Annotated in this window: 18 protein-coding genes; 12 read left to right on the top strand and 6 right to left on the bottom strand. The window is 72.8% G+C overall.

Features of this window, described 5'->3' with window-relative positions; genetic code table 11:
- Positions 1-76: 76 nt before the first annotated feature.
- The 3 genes from IE136_RS01280 to IE136_RS01270 all read left to right on the top strand — a co-directional run bounded on the left by IE136_RS01280 (position 77) and on the right by IE136_RS01270 (position 4,898).
- The gene (locus tag IE136_RS01280; protein WP_158986658.1) at positions 77-700 is read left to right on the top strand and encodes a GntR family transcriptional regulator; all 624 of its coding nucleotides are present in this window, start codon (positions 77-79) and stop codon (positions 698-700) included.
- Between the two features lie 296 nt (positions 701-996).
- A complete protein-coding gene (gene aceE / locus IE136_RS01275; protein WP_189599187.1) occupies positions 997-3,693 on the top strand; it encodes a pyruvate dehydrogenase (acetyl-transferring), homodimeric type in 2,697 nt (898 codons plus the stop codon).
- Positions 3,694-3,929: 236 nt separating this feature from the next.
- Entirely contained in the window at positions 3,930-4,898 is a 969-nt protein-coding gene (locus tag IE136_RS01270; protein ID WP_158986662.1) for a helix-turn-helix transcriptional regulator, read from the top strand.
- Between the two features lie 7 nt (positions 4,899-4,905).
- Here the strand turns inward: IE136_RS01270 and IE136_RS01265 are convergent, their stop codons facing one another.
- Positions 4,906-5,385 (bottom strand): DUF6010 family protein, encoded by a 480-nt coding sequence (locus tag IE136_RS01265; protein WP_229818589.1) that lies wholly within the window; start codon positions 5,383-5,385, stop codon positions 4,906-4,908.
- Positions 5,386-5,521: 136 nt separating this feature from the next.
- On the opposite strand from IE136_RS01265, the gene IE136_RS01260 reads away from it, so the two are divergent.
- Positions 5,522-6,583, top strand: a complete 1,062-nt coding sequence (locus tag IE136_RS01260; RefSeq protein ID WP_158986664.1) for a GlxA family transcriptional regulator — start codon at positions 5,522-5,524, stop codon at positions 6,581-6,583.
- On the opposite strand, the gene IE136_RS01255 is transcribed toward IE136_RS01260, so the two are convergent.
- Positions 6,574-7,497 (bottom strand): SDR family oxidoreductase, encoded by a 924-nt coding sequence (locus tag IE136_RS01255; protein ID WP_189599186.1) that lies wholly within the window; start codon positions 7,495-7,497, stop codon positions 6,574-6,576. The genes IE136_RS01260 and IE136_RS01255 overlap by 10 nt on opposite strands.
- 100 nt (positions 7,498-7,597) lie before the next feature.
- Between IE136_RS01255 and IE136_RS01250 the strand changes: the two genes are divergently transcribed.
- Complete coding sequence (locus IE136_RS01250; protein WP_158994195.1) at positions 7,598-8,116, top strand: DUF4240 domain-containing protein; 519 nt, start codon at positions 7,598-7,600, stop codon at positions 8,114-8,116.
- 37 nt (positions 8,117-8,153) lie between these two features.
- Here IE136_RS01250 and IE136_RS01245 read toward each other — a convergent pair whose 3' ends face one another.
- The gene (locus IE136_RS01245; RefSeq protein ID WP_189599334.1) at positions 8,154-9,032 is read right to left on the bottom strand and encodes an SDR family NAD(P)-dependent oxidoreductase; all 879 of its coding nucleotides are present in this window, start codon (positions 9,030-9,032) and stop codon (positions 8,154-8,156) included.
- Entirely contained in the window at positions 9,029-9,814 is a 786-nt protein-coding gene (locus tag IE136_RS01240) for an SDR family NAD(P)-dependent oxidoreductase (protein ID WP_158986670.1), read from the bottom strand. The genes IE136_RS01245 and IE136_RS01240 overlap by 4 nt, the downstream gene beginning before the upstream one ends.
- A 129-nt stretch (positions 9,815-9,943) precedes the next feature.
- Between IE136_RS01240 and IE136_RS01235 the strand changes: the two genes are divergently transcribed.
- Positions 9,944-10,585: a TetR/AcrR family transcriptional regulator gene (locus IE136_RS01235; RefSeq protein WP_189599185.1), complete on the top strand. Its 642-nt coding sequence runs from the start codon at positions 9,944-9,946 to the stop codon at positions 10,583-10,585.
- A gap of 61 nt (positions 10,586-10,646) precedes the next feature.
- Here IE136_RS01235 and IE136_RS01230 read toward each other — a convergent pair whose 3' ends face one another.
- The gene (locus tag IE136_RS01230; protein ID WP_158986674.1) at positions 10,647-11,150 is read right to left on the bottom strand and encodes a GNAT family N-acetyltransferase; all 504 of its coding nucleotides are present in this window, start codon (positions 11,148-11,150) and stop codon (positions 10,647-10,649) included.
- Positions 11,151-11,196: 46 nt separating this feature from the next.
- Here IE136_RS01230 and IE136_RS01225 point away from each other — a divergent pair, with 46 nt between their 5' ends.
- Both IE136_RS01225 and IE136_RS01220 read left to right on the top strand, forming a co-directional pair.
- A complete protein-coding gene (locus IE136_RS01225; RefSeq protein WP_158986676.1) occupies positions 11,197-12,093 on the top strand; it encodes a TIGR01777 family oxidoreductase in 897 nt (298 codons plus the stop codon).
- Positions 12,094-12,308: 215 nt separating this feature from the next.
- The gene (locus IE136_RS01220) at positions 12,309-13,688 is read left to right on the top strand and encodes an NAD(P)/FAD-dependent oxidoreductase (protein WP_189599184.1); all 1,380 of its coding nucleotides are present in this window, start codon (positions 12,309-12,311) and stop codon (positions 13,686-13,688) included.
- Positions 13,689-14,013: 325 nt separating this feature from the next.
- On the opposite strand, the gene IE136_RS01215 is transcribed toward IE136_RS01220, so the two are convergent.
- Positions 14,014-15,648 (bottom strand): NsdA family TPR-like regulatory protein, encoded by a 1,635-nt coding sequence (locus IE136_RS01215; protein WP_189599183.1) that lies wholly within the window; start codon positions 15,646-15,648, stop codon positions 14,014-14,016.
- A 290-nt stretch (positions 15,649-15,938) separates the two neighbouring features.
- Here IE136_RS01215 and lipB point away from each other — a divergent pair, with 290 nt between their 5' ends.
- The 4 genes from lipB to IE136_RS01195 form a co-directional block, all read left to right on the top strand.
- Positions 15,939-16,748 (top strand): lipoyl(octanoyl) transferase LipB, encoded by an 810-nt coding sequence (gene lipB / locus IE136_RS01210; RefSeq protein ID WP_189599182.1) that lies wholly within the window; start codon positions 15,939-15,941, stop codon positions 16,746-16,748.
- A gap of 115 nt (positions 16,749-16,863) precedes the next feature.
- Positions 16,864-17,832, top strand: a complete 969-nt coding sequence (gene lipA, locus IE136_RS01205) for a lipoyl synthase (RefSeq protein ID WP_158986684.1) — start codon at positions 16,864-16,866, stop codon at positions 17,830-17,832.
- A gap of 254 nt (positions 17,833-18,086) precedes the next feature.
- Positions 18,087-18,299, top strand: coding sequence for an SCO2195 family GlnR-regulated protein (locus IE136_RS01200; RefSeq protein WP_158986686.1), 213 nt, complete (start codon positions 18,087-18,089; stop codon positions 18,297-18,299).
- A gap of 10 nt (positions 18,300-18,309) precedes the next feature.
- Positions 18,310-18,974, top strand: a 665-nt coding sequence (locus tag IE136_RS01195) for a DUF4191 domain-containing protein (protein WP_189599333.1), incomplete at its 3' end; no start/stop codon positions are given.

Below are 18,974 nucleotides of genomic sequence, written 5' to 3'. Positions count from 1 at the left end.
CCCTGCCTGGGAGTACTCCAGGCAGGGGCGCCGCCGTATTGTCTTGAGTGTCAAAGCGTCCCTAAGGAGCGGCTTCATGAGCGTGCCCGTCGTCCACTCGCTGCGCGAACAGATCCGCGAGCACATCGTGGAGGGCATCGTCAGCGGCCGCTGGAAGCCGGGCGAGCGGATCGTCGAGCGTCGGATCGCCACCGAGCTGGAGGTCAGCCAGACGCCGGTGCGGGAGGCGCTGCGCGAGCTGGAGTCGCTGCGGCTGATCGAGTCGTCGCCGAACAAGGGCGTACGGGTACGGAACCTCACGGCGGCCGATCTGGAGGAGAGTTACCCCGTCCGGGCCGGTCTCGAGCAGATCGCGGCCGAGCTGGCGGCGAGCCGTCTCGCGGCCGACTGCTCGACCCTGGAGCCGCATGTGACGGCCCTGTACGAGGCGGACCGGACGGCCGACGGCACGGCGCAGGTGCGGCACACGGTGGCCTTCCACCGGGAGTTGGTGAAGGCGGCCGGCAACAGCGTGCTGCTGCACACCTGGGAGGGGCTGGGCATCGAGGTCTTCACCGCGCTGTCCATCCGCTGGCTGGGCACGGTCCAGAAGTCGTACGCGGAGGAGCACCAGGAGCTCGTGGAGGCCTTCCGCAGGGCCGACCCGAACATCGGCTCCCTGGTGAAGGCCCACGTCCTCGGCTGCGCGCCGAGAGCCTGAACCGCTTTCCGTGAGACCCATGAGCGGACCGCTTCGGCGGTCCGCTCATTCGTGCGTCCGGCCTCTCATACGGCTCCGCCTTGCGCGCTCCACCTGCGAAAACAAGGCACCCGGTGCCCACTTTCACGGCACCCTGTGCCGACTTTCTCGATTCGAAGAGGTTTTCTCCTTCAACCCTTTGATCGATCATCGATCGTCGGCTTACAGTCTTCGGCGGGCCGCACCCCGGCCCTCGCCCTGTCCTGCCAGACAAGGCACCCCTTCTCCACCCCCATCCTGTCCGGAAGGCGGCGATCATGACCGATCCCGTAGGCAAGATTCCGAGCGAGCTCGACCAGCTCCCGGACCGTGACACCGAGGAGACCGCCGAGTGGGCGGCCTCCCTGGACGCCGTCACCAAGGCCGCCGGCCCTCACCGGGCCGCCTACCTGATGCGCCGCACTCTCCAGCACGCCGAGGGCGCGGGCCTGGCCCTGCCCAAGCTGCTGGAGACGGACTACGTCAACACCATCCCCACCTCCGCGGAGCCCGTCGTCGACGGCGACGAGGAGCTGGAGCGGAAGATCACCGCCTGGAACCGCTGGAACGCGGCCGCCATGGTGACCCGCGGCGCCAAGCACGGCGTCGGCGGCCACATCGCCACCTTCGCCTCGGCGGCCTGGCTGTACGAGACGGGCTTCAACCACTTCTTCAAGGGCAAGGAGGGGGACGGCTCCGGCGACCAGCTGTACATCCAGGGCCACGCCTCCCCCGGCATCTACGCCCGCGCCTTCCTCGACGGCCGCCTCACCGAGGCCCACCTGGACAACTTCCGGCAGGAGTCGGGCGGTGAGGGCCTCCCCTCCTACCCGCACCCGCGCCGCCTGCCCTGGCTGTGGGAGTTCCCGACCGTCTCCATGGGTCTGGGCCCGCTCTCCGCCATCTATCAGGCGCGCTTCAACCGCTACCTCACCAACCGCTCCATCAAGGACGTCTCCGCGTCCCACGTGTGGGCGTTCCTCGGTGACGGCGAGATGGACGAGCCCGAGTCGACCGCGGCCCTGGCGCTCGCCGCCCGCGAGGGTCTGGACAACCTGACCTTCGTCATCAACTGCAACCTGCAGCGCCTCGACGGCCCGGTCCGCGCCAACTTCAAGATCGTGCAGGAGCTGGAGGCCCAGTTCCGCGGCGCCGGCTGGAACGTCGTGAAGTCGCTGTGGGGCGGCGCCTGGGACGAGCTGTTCGCGCTCGACACCACCGGCGCCCTCGTCCGCCGCCTCCGTGAGGTCCCGGACGCGCAGGTCCAGACGTACCAGACCCGCGACGCCGCCTACATCCGCCAGGACTTCTTCGGCTCGGACCCGGCGCTCGTCGAGATGGCGAAGCTGCTGAGCGACGACAAGATCCTGGAGTGCTTCCACCTCTCGCGGGGTGGCCACGAGCCGCGCAAGGTGTACGCCGCGTACAAGGCCGCCCTGGAGTTCAAGGGCGCCCCGACGGTGATCCTGGCGCAGACCGTGAAGGGCTTCACCCTGGGCGAGGGCTTCGCCTCGAAGAACGCGAACCACCAGATGAAGAAGCTCTCGGTGGACGAGTTCAAGAACATGCGCGACCTGCTCGAGCTGCCGATCTCTGACGCGCAGTTCGTCGACGGTGTGGTGCCCTACGGCCACCCCGGCGCCGACTCCCCCGAGGTCCGCTACCTCCAGGAGCGCCGCGCGGCCCTCGGCGGCCCGGCCCCGGCCCGCCGCACCCACGCTCTCGCCCCGCTGCCGGCCCCGGCCGACAAGACCTTCGCCGCCTTCGACAAGGGGTCCGGCTCGCAGTCGGTGGCGACCACGATGGCGTTCGTCCGCCTGGTGAAGGACCTGGTCCGCGACAAGGAGACCGGCAAGCGCTGGGTCCCGATCGTCCCGGACGAGGCCCGTACCTTCGGTATGGAGTCCCTGTTCCCGTCGCTCGGCATCTACTCGCCGAAGGGCCAGACGTACGAGCCGGTCGACCGCGACCAGCTGATGTACTACAAGGAGGCCGTCAACGGCCAGATCCTCAACGAGGGGATCACCGAGGCCGGGTCCATGGCCGACTTCATCGCCGCCTCCTCGTCGTACGCGACGCACGGCGAGGCGATGATCCCGTTCTACATCTTCTACTCGATGTTCGGCTGGCAGCGCACCGCCGACCAGATGTGGCAGCTCGGCGACCAGCTCGGCCGCGGCTTCCTCGTCGGCGCGACGGCGGGCCGTACGACGCTGACCGGTGAGGGTCTGCAGCACGCGGACGGCCACTCCCCGATGATCGCGGCGACCAACCCGGCGGCGCTGACGTACGACCCCGCGTTCGCCTACGAGGTCGCGGCCATCGTCAAGGAGGGTCTGCGCCGCATGTACGGCGAGGCCGCCGAAGGCGAGGACCAGAACGTCTTCTACTACCTCACCGTCTACAACGAGCCGATGCCGCAGCCGGCCAAGCCGTCGGGTGCCGACGAGGGCATCATCAAGGGCCTCTACCGCTTCAACACGGCGGAGTCCGCCGGCCTGGAGCTGCCCGCCAACGCTCCCCGTATCCAGCTGCTCAGCTCGGGCACGGCGATCCACTGGGCGCTGCAGGCGCAGAAGCTGCTCGCCGAGGAGTGGGGCGTGGGCGCCGACGTGTGGTCCGCGACCTCCTGGACGGAGCTGCGGCGTGACGCGCTGGAGGCCGACGCGGCGCTGCTGCGCGGCGACGAGCGGGTCCCGTACGTCCGCAAGGCGCTGGAGGGTGTCGACTCCCCGGTCCTCGCGGTGACGGACTACATGCGCCAGGTTCCGGACCAGATCGCCCAGTGGGTCGAGCAGGACTGGTCCTCGCTGGGTGCGGACGGCTTCGGCCTCTCCGACACCCGCGAGGCGGCCCGCCGCCACTTCGGTGTCGACGCGCAGTCGATCGTGGTCGCGGCCCTGGCGCAGCTGGCCCGTCGCGGCGAGGTCCGCGCGACGTCCGTGAAGGAGGCGCGCGAGCGCTACGGCCTGTAAGAGGGTCTGGTTCACCGGTCGGGGGCCGCGGCACTGCCGCGGCCCCCGACCGCGTCGCGGCACGGCCGTGGGGGGCTCGCTCGGCGAGTGAGCTGCTCGGCGAGTGAGCCGAAGGGGCGCCGCCGGGGCACAGGTCCGAGCGCGCGGTCCCCCGAGGAACGAGGGGCGAGCACGCACGGGCCTGTGCCCCGGCATCGGGTGCCCCGGAAGTGGACCGAGCCACAAGAATGGGCTGCATGCGTGCCGCTCGCCTGATCAAGATGGTGCTTCTGCTTCAGTCCCGTCCGTCGATGACGGCGGCCGAACTGGCCCGGGAGCTGGAAGTGTCCGAGCGCACCGTCACCCGTGACGCCCTCGCCCTCTCCGAGGCGGGAGTCCCGGTGTACGCGGACCGGGGGCGGGCCGGCGGGTACCGGCTCGTCGGGGGCTACCGGACCCGGCTGACGGGGCTCGCCCGGGGGGAGGCGGAGGCACTCTTTCTGTCCGGACTGCCGGGGGCGCTGCGGGACATGGGGCTGGCGGACGCGGCCTCGGCGGCGCGGCTGAAGGTGTCGGCGGCGCTGCTCCCCTCGCTGCGCGACGCCCCCGAGTCGGCGGCGCAGCGCTTCCATCTGGACGCGCCCGGCTGGTACCAGGAGCCGGAGACGCCGGAGTGGCTCGCGACGGTCGCGGAGGCCGTGTGGGACGACCGCGTCCTCTCGGCGCGCTACCGGCGCGGGGACGCGGAGGTGGAACGCCGCCTCGAGCCGTACGGCCTCGTGCTGAAGGCGGGCGTCTGGTACGTCTGCGCACGGGCCGGCGAGTCCCTCCGTACGTACCGGGTGGACCGCTTCGCGGCTGCCTCGGTGGGCGAGGAACGTTTCGTACGGGACGAGGGGTTCGACCTGCCGGCCTTCTGGGCGGAGCGGTCGGTGGAGTTCGCCCGTTCCCTGCTCCGTGCGGAGGTGGTGCTGCGCCTGTCGGAGGCGGGCGCGCGGCGCCTTCCGTACGCCACGGACCGCGCGGCTGCCGAGGAGGCGCTGGCGTCGGGGGCGGGCGACGAGCCGGGCCGGGTGACGGTGACGCTCCGGGTGGAGGACGAGGAGGTCGCCTTCGGGCAGTTGCTCTCCCTGGGGCCGGAGGTGGAGGTGCTGGCACCGGAGAGTCTGCGGGCCCGGTTCGCCGAGGCGGCCCGGGGGCTGGCGGCGCTGTACGGGGAGCGGTGAGGGGCGTTCAGGCGAGAAGCAGCATCGCCAGCGCGCCCGAGGCGTCGACGACGCAGCACCATTCCGACCAGGCCCGGGGGACGACCTTCCCGGTGCGGTGGTGGACGAAGTCCCAGACGGCGTGCGCCAGCCAGCCGACGGCCAGGAGGCGGAAGCCGAGGGTGTCGTCGACGGCGAGGGCGGTCAGGGCCACGGCCGCGAAGCCGAGGAGGCCGGCGAGCTGGAGGACGAGCACGCCGGGTCGGCCCAGTTCGCGGCGGAAGGCCCCGAAGATCAGGTAGCACACCGGCATGACGACGAGGAGGCCGGCGAGCAGGGGCGCGGGCGGGAGGCCGTCGACGAAGGTGGCGAGGGCCAGGGCGAGCGCCAGGAGCGTCGGCCACCGGTGTCCGAGCGCACGCGGGAGGCGGGCCACGGTCGATCGCGGAGGCGTCGCGTCGTCGCGCGTCCCGTCGTCCCGGCCGTCGCGCGTGGTGCCGATCGTCATGGCGTCTCCCGTGGGGGTCGTCGGTGCCGTACAGGGCCGACCTCACTGTGCGCCCCGGCCGACACCGGCCACCCACGGCCGGCTGATCGATGTCCGGGACCTTGGGGTACCGGTCCTTCCGGCATAGGGTCGCCGCATGGCGGAGCGGCTCATGGTGGTGGTCGGCTACGAATCGGCCGAGTTGCTGGACATCGCGTGTGTGACGACCAGCCTGGCCATGGCGAACGGGATCGGTGAGCCCGACGTGCCGTACCGGGTGAGCGTGGTCGGCCCGGGCGGGGGTCCGATCGTCTGCGGCTCGGGGCTCGCCCTGCACAGCCAGGAGTCGCTCGAACGGCTCGTGGGTCCCCTCGACACACTGATCGTGTCGGGCGGTGTCGGCTTCGAGCGGGCGGCCGAGGACACCCGGCTGGTGGGGCACGTCCGCAGGCTGGCCCGGGAGAGCCGGCGGGTGGCCTCGGTGTGCACGGGGGCGGGTGTGCTGGCCGCCGCCGGACTGCTGGAGGGCCGCCGCGCCACCACGCACTGGCGGTTCGCGCCGTGGCTCGCCGCACGCCACCCTGAGATCACGGTGGACCCATCGCCCCTCTACATCCGCGACGGAAACGTGTACACGGCCGCGGGCATCACCAGCGCGCTGGATCTCACGCTGGCCTTCATCGAGGAGGACCACGGCCCCGAACTGGCCCGTCAGGTGGCCCGGGACCTGGTCACGTACCTGCAACGGCCGGGCACCCAGGCGCAGATGAGTCTGTTCACGGCTGCCCCGCCGCCCCGCAACGACCTGGTGCGCGAACTCGTCGACCACATCGCCGCCCACCCGGACCAGGAGCTGGACACGGCGACGCTCGCGGCCCGCGCGGGGGTGACGCCGCGTCACCTCACCCGGCTGTTCACGGAGCACCTCGGGCAGTCACCGGGCCGGTTCGTCCGGCAGGCCCGTACCGAGGCGGCCGCGCATCTCCTCGTGTCGACCGCGCTTCCCATGACGGGCGTGGCGGCCCGGTGCGGCTTCGGCACGGCCGAGTCGCTGCGTCAGGCGTTCACGCGGCGGTACGGCATCTCTCCCGCCCGCTTCCGGGCCACCCAGACGCGGCGGACGGGGCGGCCGGGCCCGGTCTCCGGCCCCTGGCAGGACCCGGAGGCCGGGCCCGATCCGGAAGAGGCCGGGCAGCGTCCGGACAGCTCTCAGCGGTAGTCCGCCACGTCCGGCTTCCCGGTCTCGCTCGCGATGATGAAGCCCCAGGCGTCCGGGCGTGAGCCGTCCGCGTCCGTGAAGCCGTACTCCTTGGCCAGCTGCCCGCTGGAGAGCGACTGCCCGTTCCAACGGGCCCGTTCGGGGTCGGCCGCCAGGGCGGCGACCGCCCGCCCGATGTAGACCGGGGACTCGGCGACGGCGAAGTCGGGGAGCTTCTCGGTCGCGTCGCGCCAGTTCGCCTCGGTCACGCCGAAGTGGTCCAGCATCTGTTCGGAGCGCAGCCATCCGGGGGTGACCGCCACCGCCGTGCCGCCCGCCTCCTTCAGGTCGTGCGCGAGGGCGTACGCCATCCGGATCGGCGCGTTCTTGGCGAGGTCGTAGAAGAAGTTCTCCCGGAAACGGGTGTTGTACTCGGCCGTTCCGTCCGTCACCTCCACGACGAGGCCGCCCGGGTGGCGGACCAGCAGCGGCAGCGCCACCGAGCTGGTGATGACATGGGTCTTCACGCCCAGCTCCAGCATCCGCAGACCGCTGTCGAGGTCGGTCTCCCAGATCTTCTTCCCGAAGGCGGGGACCAGGAGATGCTCGCCGCCCCAGATGTCGTTGACCAGGATGTCGAGCCGGCCCCGCTCCTCGTCGATCCGTTCGACCAGTGCCTGGACCTGCGCGACCTCCAGGTGGTCGGTGGGCACGGCGATGCCCTCGCCGCCGGCCGCCGTCACCAGCTCGGCGGTCTCCTCGATGGTCTCCGTCGTCCGGCCGACCTCGCTGACCTTCGTACGGGTGGTGCGTCCAGTGACGTAGACGGTTGCGCCGGCCGTGCCGAGCTGGACGGCGATGGCGCGGCCCGCGCCCCGCGTGGCGCCCGCCACCAGTGCGATCCTGCCGCCGAGCGGCTTCGATTCAGTCGTCATGAAACGACAGTGACAGGAAAGTACGACATCCTCTGTCCGGTATGAATTCGGCCGTTTCGGGGTGCGTCGGCCTCCCGCAAGGTCGATGCTTGATCCCGTGATGGACGAGACGGAGTTCTGGGAGATCATCGACTCCACCCGCGAGGCCGCCGACGGCGACCCCGAGGAACACGCCGACCTGCTGGTCGAGCGGCTGCTGCGGCTCGACCCCGACTCCGTGGTCGACTTCGCCCGGCACTTCGAGGCCCGCTACAACCGCGCGTACCGCTGGGATCTGTGGGGGGCGGCGGCGGTGCTGCTCGACGGGGCGAGCGACGACGTCTTCGACTACTTCCGCTGCTGGCTGATCGGGCAGGGCCGTGAGGTCTTCGAGGGCGCGGTGCACGATCCCGACGCGCTGGCCGAGCTCCTCGACGACTTCGACGACGAGATCGACGGGGACGGCGAGGAGCTCGGCTTCGCGGCGGACGAGGCGTACGAACAGCTGACCGGCGCCGAGACGCCGGATCTCGGGATCCCGCCGCAGCCGTCCGAGCCGGAGGGCACCGCGTTCGACCTGGAGGACGACGAGACGCTCGCGGCGCGCTTCCCGATGCTCTGGGAGCGATTCCGTTCGTGATGACGTGATGTGGTGATCCCGTGATGTGGTGATCCGGTCAGTCCGGCGGGATCCGCGGGTCCGCCTGGGCGAGGATCGTCTCCATGCGCGCCGGGAGCGCCTCGCGGAGCGTCTCGGGCTGCGGGATCACCCAGTACTTCCCTTCCGCGACCATCGTGAAGACGCGCTCCGCGTGCTCCTGCGGCGTGAGTCCGTGCTCGTCGCTGAGCGTCTGCAGCCGGTCCGCGAAGCCGACGACCTCCGGCGGGGCGCCCTCGCCGGGCCGTGCGGCGCGGAAGATCTCGCTCCTGACGGCGCCGGGGGTCACCACGGAGACCTGAATCGGGGCGCCCTTCATCCGCAGTTCGTGGTGGAGCGACTCGGTCAGGGCGAGGGCGGCGAACTTGGTGGCGCCGTACGGGGCCATCAGAGGGCTGGGCAGCAGCCCCCCGATCGAGGACACGTTCACCACCCAGGCCTGTTCGCCGCGCTCCAGCATGCGCGGGACGAAGGCGCGGATGCCGTTGGCGTAGCCGCCGATGTTGACGCGGAGCATGGTGTCCCAGCGCTCGGCCGGGATCTCCCAGGAATAGCCCATGGCCATGATCCCCGCGTTGTTGACCAGGAGGTCGACGACGCCGAAGCGGGTGTACGCGTGGTCGGCGAGCGCTTCCACGGCGGCCGGGTCGGCCACGTCGGTGACGACGGCATCGACCTCGGCGCCGGTCGCGCGCAGGTCCTCGGCGAAGGCGGCGAGGCGTTCGGCGGCGATGTCGGCGAGCACCAGCTTCATGCCGAGCCCGGCGGCGTGGCGGGCCAGGCCGGCGCCGATGCCGGAGGAGGCGCCGGTGACGACGGCGGTCCGGCCGCCGAAGAGGCGTGCGGCGAGGGACGACGCGAGTGCGGAGTCACGGGCCGACTCGGTGGAGGACGTCAGAAGTGGGTCCCGCCGTCGACCCGGACCTCGGTGCCGGTGATGAAGGCCCCGTCCTCGCTCGCCAGCATCGCGACGACACCGGCGACGGTCTCCGGTCGCGCGAAGCCCTGGCCGAGGGCGGGGGCGAGCTTCACGAAGAGCGCCATGTCGGCGTCCTCGGGAAGGCCGGGGCCGACGCTCTGCCGGCTGGCGCCGGTGCCGTCGGTCATGCCGGAGGAGATGGAGCCGGGCTGGACGGCGGTGAAGCGGATGCCCTGCTTCGCGTACTCGGCCGCGAGCGCGTGTGTCATGGACTGGATGCCGCCCTTGCTGGCCGCGTAGGCCGCCATGTACGGGTGGGCGAAAACCGCCGAGGTGGAGGAGAAGTTGACGACGGCGGAGCCGTGGCCCTCCAGGAGGGCGGGTATCGCCTCGCGGATCACCAGGAAGGTGCCGGTCAGGTTGACCCGGACGACCTGCTCGAAGGAGTCGAGGCTGGTCTCGTGGGTGTGCGAGGAGCGCAGGATCCCGGCCGCGTTGACCAGGACGTCCAGACCGCCCAGTGCCTCGACGGCGGCGGCCACACCCGCGCGCACCGAGGTCTCGTCGCCGACGTCCACGACGAGGGCCGTCAGGCGGCCGGCGTCCGCGCCCGCCTTGGCGAGGGTCTCCTTGAGGCCGGCCTCGCTGATGTCGGCGGCGACGACACTGCCGCCCTCGGCGAGCATGCGCAGCACGGTGGCCTGACCGATGCCGGAGCCGCCCCCGGTGACCAGCGCGCGGCGTCCTTCGTAGCGGTTCATGTCGTCCGGCCTCTCGTGTGGCGTCGCGATCGAGACCCTCGATGCACTACCACCGTACGCCCTCATGGCACGTTTTGCCATACCTGCACGTCGTGTAGTTCTGTCAGGGTCAGGCGTACGCTTCCTACGGTGAGCACCAAGCCCCCTTCCCTGACCGAGCGCCGCAAGGCGGCCACGCAACTCGACATCGCCCGGGCCGCCGCCGAGCTCTTCACCGAGCACGGCCCCGACGGCACCACGGCCGAGGACATCGCCCTGCGGGCCGGGGTCGCTCTGCGCACCTTCTACCGCTACTTCCGCTCCAAGCAGGACGCCGTCGCCCCGCTGCTGGCGGGCGGTGCGGACCGCTGGCGGCAGTCGCTCGCGGCGGCCGGGCCGGGCTCGGCCGTTCCCACGGCCCTGGAACGATCGATCGCGGAGGCGCTCTCGGCCCACGACGAGGAGGCCGTCGAGGGGCTGCGGTGGACCCGGGGACTGCTGCGTGCCGCCGCCGAGGACCCCGCGCTGCGCGCGGTCTGGTACCGGGTCAACCAGGAGTCCGAGGAGCGGCTGCGCGCCGTCGTCGCCGACCTCGCCGGCCCCGGAGCCGACCCCCTGGACGTACGCCTCACGGCCGCCGCGGCCACGGACGCGATCAGGGTCGCCCTGGAGGCGTGGGCGGAGACGGACGCGCCGGTACGGGGCGAGGGGGCGCCCGCCGAGCTCGCGGTGCGCTGCCTGCGGGAACTGATGGGCGGCATGCGGCTGCTGGGGCCGGCCCCCGGGGAGTGAGGGGCCGGCCCCTCCAGGGCTTGAGGCCGCCCCGCCTCAGGGAGTCGGCGACCGCCCCGCCTCAGGGCTTGAGGGACCGACCCATGAGGATGTCGTCGACGTACGCCCCGTGCAGGAGGAACTCTCCGGGCAGGACCCCCTCGACCGCGAACCCCTCGGAGGCGTAGAGCGCGCGGGCCGGCGCGTTGTGGCCGAGGACGCGCAGGGTGATCCGGTTGCCGCCCTGGCGCAGGGTCTCCGCCATGGCGGCGCGCAGCAGCGCGCGGGCCACGCCCCGGCCCCGGGCGCTCTCGGCGACGGCGAGGCCCCGGATCTGGCGGACGTGCGCGTTGCAGGCGAGCGGGGTGGACGGTACGAGCCGCACGTAGCCGACGAGGGCTCCGTCGGCCGCCTCCGCGACCAGGTGGTTCTCGGGCCGGTGCCGGTCGTCGAAGAACGGGGCGTACGGGGGCTCCGGCGCCGGCAGCACGGCGTGCAGCGGCGACCAGGTGGAACGGTCGAGCTCCCCGAGGGCCTGCTCATCGGCGGGCAGGGCCCGGCGTATCCGTGTCTCCGGCACGATCATGTCCGCCACTGTGCCACGCCGCCGCCGAGGAGGGCAGGATGGCCCCATGCAACGCTCCCGTATCGCGGTCACCGGCGCCTCCGGACTCATCGGCTCGGCCCTGGTGCGCTCGCTGCGCGCCGACGGCCACCACGTATCCCGCCTGGTGCGGCGGCCCGCCCGGACGGCGGACGAGGTGGAGTGGGACCCCGCGCGGCTGTACGTCGACTCCGCCGGGCTCGTGGGCGTGGACGCGGTCGTGCACCTGGCGGGCGCCGGCGTCGGCGAGCGCCGCTGGAACGAGGCGTACAAGAAGGAGATCCGCGAAAGCAGGGTGCTCGGGACGAAGGCGATCGCCCAGGCCATCGCCTCGCTCGCCGAGCCGCCGAAGGTCCTGGTGTGCGGTACCGCCCTGGGCTACTACGGGGACACCGGCACGCGCGCGGTGGACGAGAGCGCGCCCGCGGGCGAGGGCTTCCTGCCCTCGGTCTGCGTGGAGTGGGAGGCCGCGGCGGCGCCCGCGGAGGAGGCCGGCATCCGGGTCGCCTTCGCCCGCACCGGTCTGGTCGTGGCCCGCGAGGGCGGCGCGTGGGGGCGCCTCTTCCCGGTCTTCCGCGCCGGCGTCGGCGGCCGGATGGGCGACGGCAGGCAGTACTGGAGCTTCATCTCGCTGCACGACGAGGTGGCCGCGCTGCGCCATCTGATCGACACCGGGTCCCTGTCGGGGCCGGTGAACCTGACCGCGCCCGAGCCGGTCACCAACCGGGAGGTCACGGCGGCGATGGGGCGTGTCCTGCGCCGTCCGACGCTCGTCACGGTCCCCGCTCCGGCGCTGCGGCTCGCCCTCGGGGACTTCGCCCAGGATGTGCTGGGCAGTCAGCGGGTGCTGCCGGGGCGCCTGTTGGAATCCGGTTTCGCCTTCGCGTTCCCGACCATCGACGAGTCGATCCGCGCCGCCGCCTGACGCGCGGCCGGACAGGTGGACCGGGCCACGCCCACCGGGGAGGGCAGCGGGCTCGCCCGTGTGCGACCCCGTGCTGCGCGCACCCCCGACGCGCGCGGCTGGCACCCGTGGGGGCGGTGCCTAGGCTGGCAGGCTCTGAATGCGAACTGGGGCATTCCGGGGCCCGGTTGGGGGCATAGGCCCCCCACCAGCCGCGCCGACCTGGGGAGGGGCACGTGCTCAGTACCGCACGCCATAGGAACGCCGTCACGGACGTCGTCATCGTCGGAGCCGGGACGGCGGGGCTCTCGGCCGCGCACCGGCTGACCAGGGCGGGGGTCACGGTCACCGTCCTGGAAGCCGCAGCGCGGGTCGGCGGCCGGATGGCCACCGACGACGTGGACGGCTTCCGGCTCGACCGGGTGGGGCCGCTGCTCACCACCTCCCACCCGGAACTGCGCCGCACGCCGGGCCTGGACGGAGTCGTCCTGCGGCCGTTCGCCCCGGGGGCGCTGGTGCACAGCGACGGACGGTACGTCAGGACGGGAGAGGCCGGGGGCGGACGATGGGGGTCCTCCCCCGCCGCCCGGGGCGTGGGGGGCGCTTTCACGGTGGCGCGCGCCCTTGCGAGCGCCCCCCGCAATCCGGCCGCCTCGCTCGACCAGGCCCGCCTCGCCGCGACCCTGGCCCGGCTCGCCGCCACTCCCGCGCAGCGGCTGCTGACCCGGCCGGAACGGACCGCCCGTGAGGCGCTGACCGCCCGGCTGCCCGCCCGTACCGTCCAGGGCCAACTGCGTCCGCTGCTCGCGGCGCTGCTCGCCGATCCCGATCTCACCACCTCCAGCCGGTGCGCCGACCTCGCGCTGCGCGCCTTCGCCCGGGGGCGGCTCAGCGCGCCGGAGGGAGGCTCGGCCACTCTTCCGGAGCGGCTGGCGGCGACGCTGCCGACCGGCACGGTCCGTACCGGCGTACGGGTCACGGAGGTCTCGATCGACAAGGTGGCGACGGCCGAGCACGGCGAGTTCGGCTGTCGCTCGGTGATCCTGGCGACCGGCGCCCGTACCGCCGCCGGCCTCCTGCCCGGGCTGCGGACGCCCGCCTTCCACGCCGTCACCGTGCTCCACCACACGGCCCCCGTCGCGCCCACGCCCGACCCCGTGCTGCTCCTGGAGTCCGATCCCGACGGGCCGGTCGCGCACACGGCGGTCATGAGCGCCGTCGACCCGACGCGCGCGCCGGACGGCCGGGTCCTGGTCAGCTCGACGGTGCTCGGCACCCTGCCGGACGATCCCGAGCGCCGGGTCCGCAAGCACCTGGCGACGCTGTACGGCGCCTCGACGGACGAGTGGGAGCTCCTCGCCTTCCACCACACGCCGGACGCCGTCCCAGCGATGCCACCTCCCCACGACCCCCGCCGCCCGGTCCGGCTGCTCGCGGGGCTCTACGTCTGCGGCGACCACCGCGACACCGGCATGGTGCACGGCGCCCTGCTCTCCGGCCGCCGCGCCGCCCAGGCGCTCCTGACCGACCTCGGCATCCGCACGGACAGGGATGCGGAGGCCGACGGGGACGGGGACGCCGACAGGAGCACGGCGGCGGTGGGCGCGGTGGCCTAGGTGTGTCGTCCCGGCACGTGCGTGCGCACGTGCGTGCCGTCGGCGAGGACGGGTCCGCAGCGCGCTCCCCGACACCCGGGCCGGCGATGGGCGGAGGGCGGACGGCGTAGGCGGAGCCCACCCGACCAGGCGGCCACCTGACCAGGCGGCCCGACGGCCTGCGGGAGCGCACGCGCGCCCCGACGCCCGGGCCGGCGGAGGACGTGGGCAGAGCCCCTCCCGCCTGCCGGGCCGGCGGCCGGCAGGGGCGTGCGCGCAAGGCGCACCCCCCGAACGCCCGGGCCGGGGGAGGCCGGACGCCTGGCGGAGCCTCCCCTCGCGCCGGTCAGCCGATCGCCGCCACCCGGTCGCGGTAGGTCCGTACGGGCGCCGCGTCCCGGTACGGCTCCAGGCGCCGCTCGAAGTCCCGTACGTACTCCAGGGCGCGCGCCGAGCGCATCTCGGAGGCCTGCTGGGCGGCCTCCGCACCCAGCGCGCACGCCTGGTCCAGCTCGCCGAGGCCGAGCCGGGCCGAGGCGAGCACCACCCGGCAGAAGAGGCGGCTGCGGGCGAAGCCCGGTGCGCGCAGCTGGAGCGAGCGCTCGGCGTGCTGCGCCGCCGACCGGTACTGCTGGAGGTCCCGGTGACAGTGGCCGAACTCGTCGGCCAGCTGCGCCTCGTCGAACAGCCGCGCCCAGTACGGCACCTCGTCGCCTGGCCGGGCCGCCTCGAGCGCCCGCTCGGCCCGCGCGAGCGAGGCGCTGCATGCCCGCGCCTCGCCGAGCACACCGTGCCCGCGCGCCTCCACCGAGTGCAGCAGCGCCTGCACGACCGGCGGGGCGGCGGAACCTACGCCCTGCTGGGCGACCCGGGCCAGCTGCACGGCCTCCCGCCCGTGGCCGAGGTAGACGGCCTGGCGGCTCATGGTGATCAGCACGTACGAGCCGTAGGCGCGGTCCCCGGCGGCCTGCGCGAGCCGCAGCGCCTGGACGAAGTAGCGCTGGGCGAGGCCATGGGCGGCGATGTCGTACGAGGTCCAGCCGGCCAGCCTGGTCAGGTCGGCGGCCGCGGCGAACAGGCGACGCCCGACGGACTCGCCGTACGTGCCGCGCAGCATCGGCTCGGCCTCGTGCTCCAGGTAGCGCACGAGGGCCTGGCGGGCGTGGCCGCCGCCGTACGCGTGGTCCAGGGTGCGGAACAGCTCGCCGACCGAGCGCAGGGCGGCGATGTCGCCGCTGGAGACGCGCTGCCCCGGCCCCCTGTCGGTGCCGCGCTGGCGAGGGACGGAGAGGCGGCCCTGCGGGGGGACGCGGGGATCCTGGCCGGGGTGACGCGGGTCGGTGGCGAGCCGGCCGCCGTCCGGGCTCCGGCGGGTCTCGGGCCCCGGCCGGCCGCCGTCCGGGCCGGGGCGCGGCTGGGTGCCCGGCCGGCCGCCGTCCGGGCCGGGGCGGCCGTCGGGGCCGGAGCGGGCGGCCGACGCGAGCCGGCCGTCGGGGCCGAGGCGGCCGTCGGGCGCCGGCGCTTCTCCCCGGGCCACCCGCTCGTCGGCCCGGCCGATCAGCCAGTCCCGGCTGGGGACCACGAGCCCCGCCGGGGTGAACGCGATCTTGCGGAGTTCGGCGTGGCTGCCGGAGTCCTTCCGCCACAGCCCGCTGACGATGTCGACGGCCTCCTCGGGCGTCGCCGCGAACTCCAGGCCCGCGTAGACCGGCGCGCAGGCGTCCAGACCGAGGTCCTGTGCGGAGAGCCGGCGGCCGAGCCGGCGGGTGAAGACCTCGGCGATGAGGGCGGGGGTGGTGCCCCGCGGCTGCTGCCCGCGCAGCCAGCGGGTCACGGAGGTCTTGTCGTACCGCAGATCGAGTCCGTGCTCCAGGCCGAGCTGGTCCACCCTCCTGGCCAGGCCCGCGTTGGAGAACCCGGCCTCGGCGATGAGTGCGGCGAGCTGGCGGTTCGGGATGCGCTGTGGGGGTCGTTCCGTCATCAGCTGTGCGGTCTCCTGCCTTCCGGGCCCGGGTGGCAGCCCTCATGGAACGGCGCGAATTTAGCGGCCCGCACCGCCCATACCGCGCGCTTCGCCCCACATTCATCCGATCGTGTGAGGATTGGGGCCACCGCTGACGCAGACCCCTCACCCCGACCCCCGCCGAACCTGCCGGACAGGTGTCCGTGGCGCCGCCGTACAGTGGCATGGGCGCGAATGACGCATGGTGCCGAGCCGGCCCCGGGACGATCCCCGGAACCCGGCCCCGGCACCCAGGAGGAGGCATTGCCGTGAGTGAGCTGCGATTCGTCCGTCTGGGGTTCGGCGAGGAAGCCGTCGAGTACCAGGTGGCCTGGGACAAGCAGCGCGAGGTGCACGCGGCCCGGTTCGCCGACGAGATCGACGACACCTGTCTGCTCCTGGAGCACCCGCCCGTGTACACGGCCGGGCGGCGCACGGAGGAGAGCGAGCGCCCCCTGGACGGGACACCGGTCGTGGACGTGGACCGCGGCGGCAAGATCACCTGGCACGGCCCGGGCCAGCTCGTCGGCTACCCGATCATGAAGCTGCCCCGGCCCGTCGACGTCGTGGCGCACGTCCGCCGTCTGGAGGAGGCGCTGATCCGCACGGCCACCGAGTTCGGCCTGGAGACCACCCGGGTCGAGGGCCGCAGCGGTGTGTGGGTCCTGGGCGACCCGGTGGAGGAGCGGCCGTCGTTCGGCGGCCTCTCGCTGGACTTCGACCCGCGGCTGAACGACGAGGAGTTCGATCCGCGCCTCAACGGCCCGGAGTACGCCCCCTCCAACGCCGGCCAGCGCCGCGAGGACCGGAAGCTGGCGGCGATCGGCATCCGCGTCGCCAAGGGCGTCACGATGCACGGCTTCGCGCTGAACGTGAACCCGGACAACGTCTGGTTCGACCGGATCATCCCGTGCGGCATCCGGGACGCGGGCGTCACCTCGCTCGCGAACGAGCTGGGCCGGGACATCACGGTCGAGGAGGTTCTGCCGGTCGTGGAGAAGCACCTGCGGGCGGTCCTCGAGGGCGCGGACCTGAAGCCGCGCGATGTCGAGCGGGACTCCGTGGCGGCCTCCGCCTAGGGAATGCAGGGCTCTGGCCACAGGTTGGCCCAGACGTGAAACCGTACGTAAAACCGTACGAACGACGGGCGTACCCTGGTGTGCGCCGAAGAATCGAAGCTACAGGGAGCCGGTCGTGTCCGCAGTCGCACCCGACGGACGCAAGATGCTGCGCCTGGAGGTCCGTAACGCCCAGACCCCCATCGAGCGCAAGCCCGAGTGGATCAAGACCCGGGCGAAGATGGGTCCCGAGTACACGAAGATGCAGGGTCTCGTGAAGAGCGAGGGTCTGCACACGGTCTGCCAGGAGGCGGGCTGTCCCAACATCTTCGAATGCTGGGAGGACCGCGAGGCCACCTTCCTCATCGGCGGGGACCAGTGCACGCGGCGCTGCGACTTCTGCCAGATCGACACGGGCAAGCCGGAGGCGCTGGACCGTGACGAGCCGCGCCGGGTGGGCGAGTCGGTCGTCACCATGGACCTGAACTACGCCACCATCACCGGCGTCGCGCGCGACGACCTGGAGGACGGCGGCGCCTGGCTGTACGCGGAGACGGTGCGCCAGATCCACGAGCAGACCGCGAACCGCGCCGACGGCCGGACGAAGGTGGAGCTGCTCGCCCCCGACTTCAACGCGGTGCCGGAGCTCCTGGCGGAGGTCTTCGCCTCCCGCCCCGAGGTCTTCGCGCACAACGTGGAGACGGTCCCGCGGATCTTCAAGCGGATCCGTCCCGGCTTCCGGTACGAGCGTTCCCTCGACGTCATCACCAAGGCCCGTGACTACGGTCTGGTCACGAAGTCGAACCTGATCCTCGGCATGGGTGAGACCCGCGAGGAGATCAGCGAGGCGCTGCAGCACCTGCACGACGCCGGATGCGAGCTGATCACGATCACGCAGTACCTGCGCCCGTCGGTCCGGCACCACCCCGTGGAGCGCTGGGTGAAGCCGCAGGAGTTCGTGGAGCTGAAGGAGGAGGCCGACGAGATCGGCTTCTCCGGCGTGATGTCGGGTCCGCTCGTCCGGTCCTCCTACCGGGCGGGACGGCTCTTCCAGCAGGCGATCGAGAAGCGCGGGGCGGTCTCCAACGCCACGCAGGCTGTGTGAATCGGCGCACAAGATATTACCGGCCAGTAGTGGCCGAAACGCGCGCGGTCCGTACGCTCCCGCAGGTCGGGGCAGGTGCACGGGCCGCGCCGCCGTTTCCGGAGCCGTACGACCAGGTGCATCAACGTTTCATCAGTGTTTGACCGCCGGGTCACGCCCTGGTAACACCAATCAGTGAGCCTCGTGTCACTCACCGCCACACACGATGCCGTTCCCCCACCTCATCTCACCCATGCTTGAGGGAGGACCCCGAGATGCAGGCCGCGACCCATGTCCGCGCCACCGCGATCCCGTCCGTCACCGATGCCCTGAAGGCCGTCGAGTCGCTGCTGCTGGCCGGCGGCCAGCGGACCGCCCGCCGCAACGCCTGGACCTCCGTCCTGGAGGACCGCCGTCGCGCCAAGGACCGGGTCGAGGCCCAGCATGTGATGGAGGTCGTGGCGGGCCGCGCTTCGCGGGCCACGTAAACTTCAGGACATGGCGAGGAAGGCAAACACGGGCAGCGGAGACGCTGCGAACCAGGGGCGACTGAAGCAGATCGCCCTCACGTACAAGATGACCCGAAAGGCCGACCCGAAGGTCGGGCTTGTCGTCGCGGGCGTGGGCATCGTCGTACTCGGTGTCCTCCTCGCGATCGGCTTCCTGATCGGGCACCCGGTCTACCTGGGTGTGCTGGGCTTCATCCTGGCGCTGCTGGCGATGGCGATCATCTTCGGGCGGCGCGCGGAGCGGGCGGCCTTCGGCCAGATGGAGGGACAGCCGGGCGCGGCGGCGGCGGTGCTCCAGAACGTCGGACGCGGCTGGACGACCACCCCGGCGGTGGCGATGAACAAGAACCAGGACGTCGTGCACCGCGCGGTCGGCCGGGCGGGCATCGTGCTGGTGGCGGAGGGCAACCCGAACCGGGTCCGGACGCTGCTGGCGGCCGAGAAGAGGAAGATGGCCCGGATCGTCGTGGACGTGCCGGTGCACGACATCATCGTCGGCAACGACGAGGGCCAGGTGCCGCTGAAGAAGGTCCGTACGACCATGCTGAAGCTGCCGCGGGTGCTCTCCGGCCCGCAGGTGACGGCGACCAACGACCGGCTGCGCGCCATGGGCGACCTCATGAGCAACATGCCGCTGCCGAAGGGCCCGATGCC

It is taken from the genome of Streptomyces lateritius, from assembly GCF_014649715.1.
Classification (GTDB): Bacteria; Actinomycetota; Actinomycetes; order Streptomycetales; family Streptomycetaceae; genus Streptomyces; species Streptomyces lateritius.
Note: the sequence above shows the minus strand (reverse complement) of the source record. Positions and strands in the feature narration are given on the sequence as shown.

Coding starts and splice junctions, on each gene's coding strand:
- IE136_RS01280 (WP_158986658.1), top strand. CDS start 77: ATGAGCGTGCCCGTCGTCCACTCGCTGCGCGAACAGATCCGCGAGCAC.
- IE136_RS01260 (WP_158986664.1), top strand. CDS start 5,522: ATGGCGGAGCGGCTCATGGTGGTGGTCGGCTACGAATCGGCCGAGTTG.
- IE136_RS01225 (WP_158986676.1), top strand. CDS start 11,197: ATGCAACGCTCCCGTATCGCGGTCACCGGCGCCTCCGGACTCATCGGC.
- IE136_RS01270 (WP_158986662.1), top strand. CDS start 3,930: ATGCGTGCCGCTCGCCTGATCAAGATGGTGCTTCTGCTTCAGTCCCGT.
- IE136_RS01230 (WP_158986674.1), bottom strand. CDS start 11,150: ATGATCGTGCCGGAGACACGGATACGCCGGGCCCTGCCCGCCGATGAG.
- IE136_RS01250 (WP_158994195.1), top strand. CDS start 7,598: ATGGACGAGACGGAGTTCTGGGAGATCATCGACTCCACCCGCGAGGCC.
- IE136_RS01255 (WP_189599186.1), bottom strand. CDS start 7,497: ATGACGACTGAATCGAAGCCGCTCGGCGGCAGGATCGCACTGGTGGCG.
- aceE (WP_189599187.1), top strand. CDS start 997: ATGACCGATCCCGTAGGCAAGATTCCGAGCGAGCTCGACCAGCTCCCG.
- IE136_RS01240 (WP_158986670.1), bottom strand. CDS start 9,814: ATGAACCGCTACGAAGGACGCCGCGCGCTGGTCACCGGGGGCGGCTCC.
- IE136_RS01265 (WP_229818589.1), bottom strand. CDS start 5,385: ATGACGATCGGCACCACGCGCGACGGCCGGGACGACGGGACGCGCGAC.
- IE136_RS01215 (WP_189599183.1), bottom strand. CDS start 15,648: ATGACGGAACGACCCCCACAGCGCATCCCGAACCGCCAGCTCGCCGCA.
- IE136_RS01200 (WP_158986686.1), top strand. CDS start 18,087: ATGCAGGCCGCGACCCATGTCCGCGCCACCGCGATCCCGTCCGTCACC.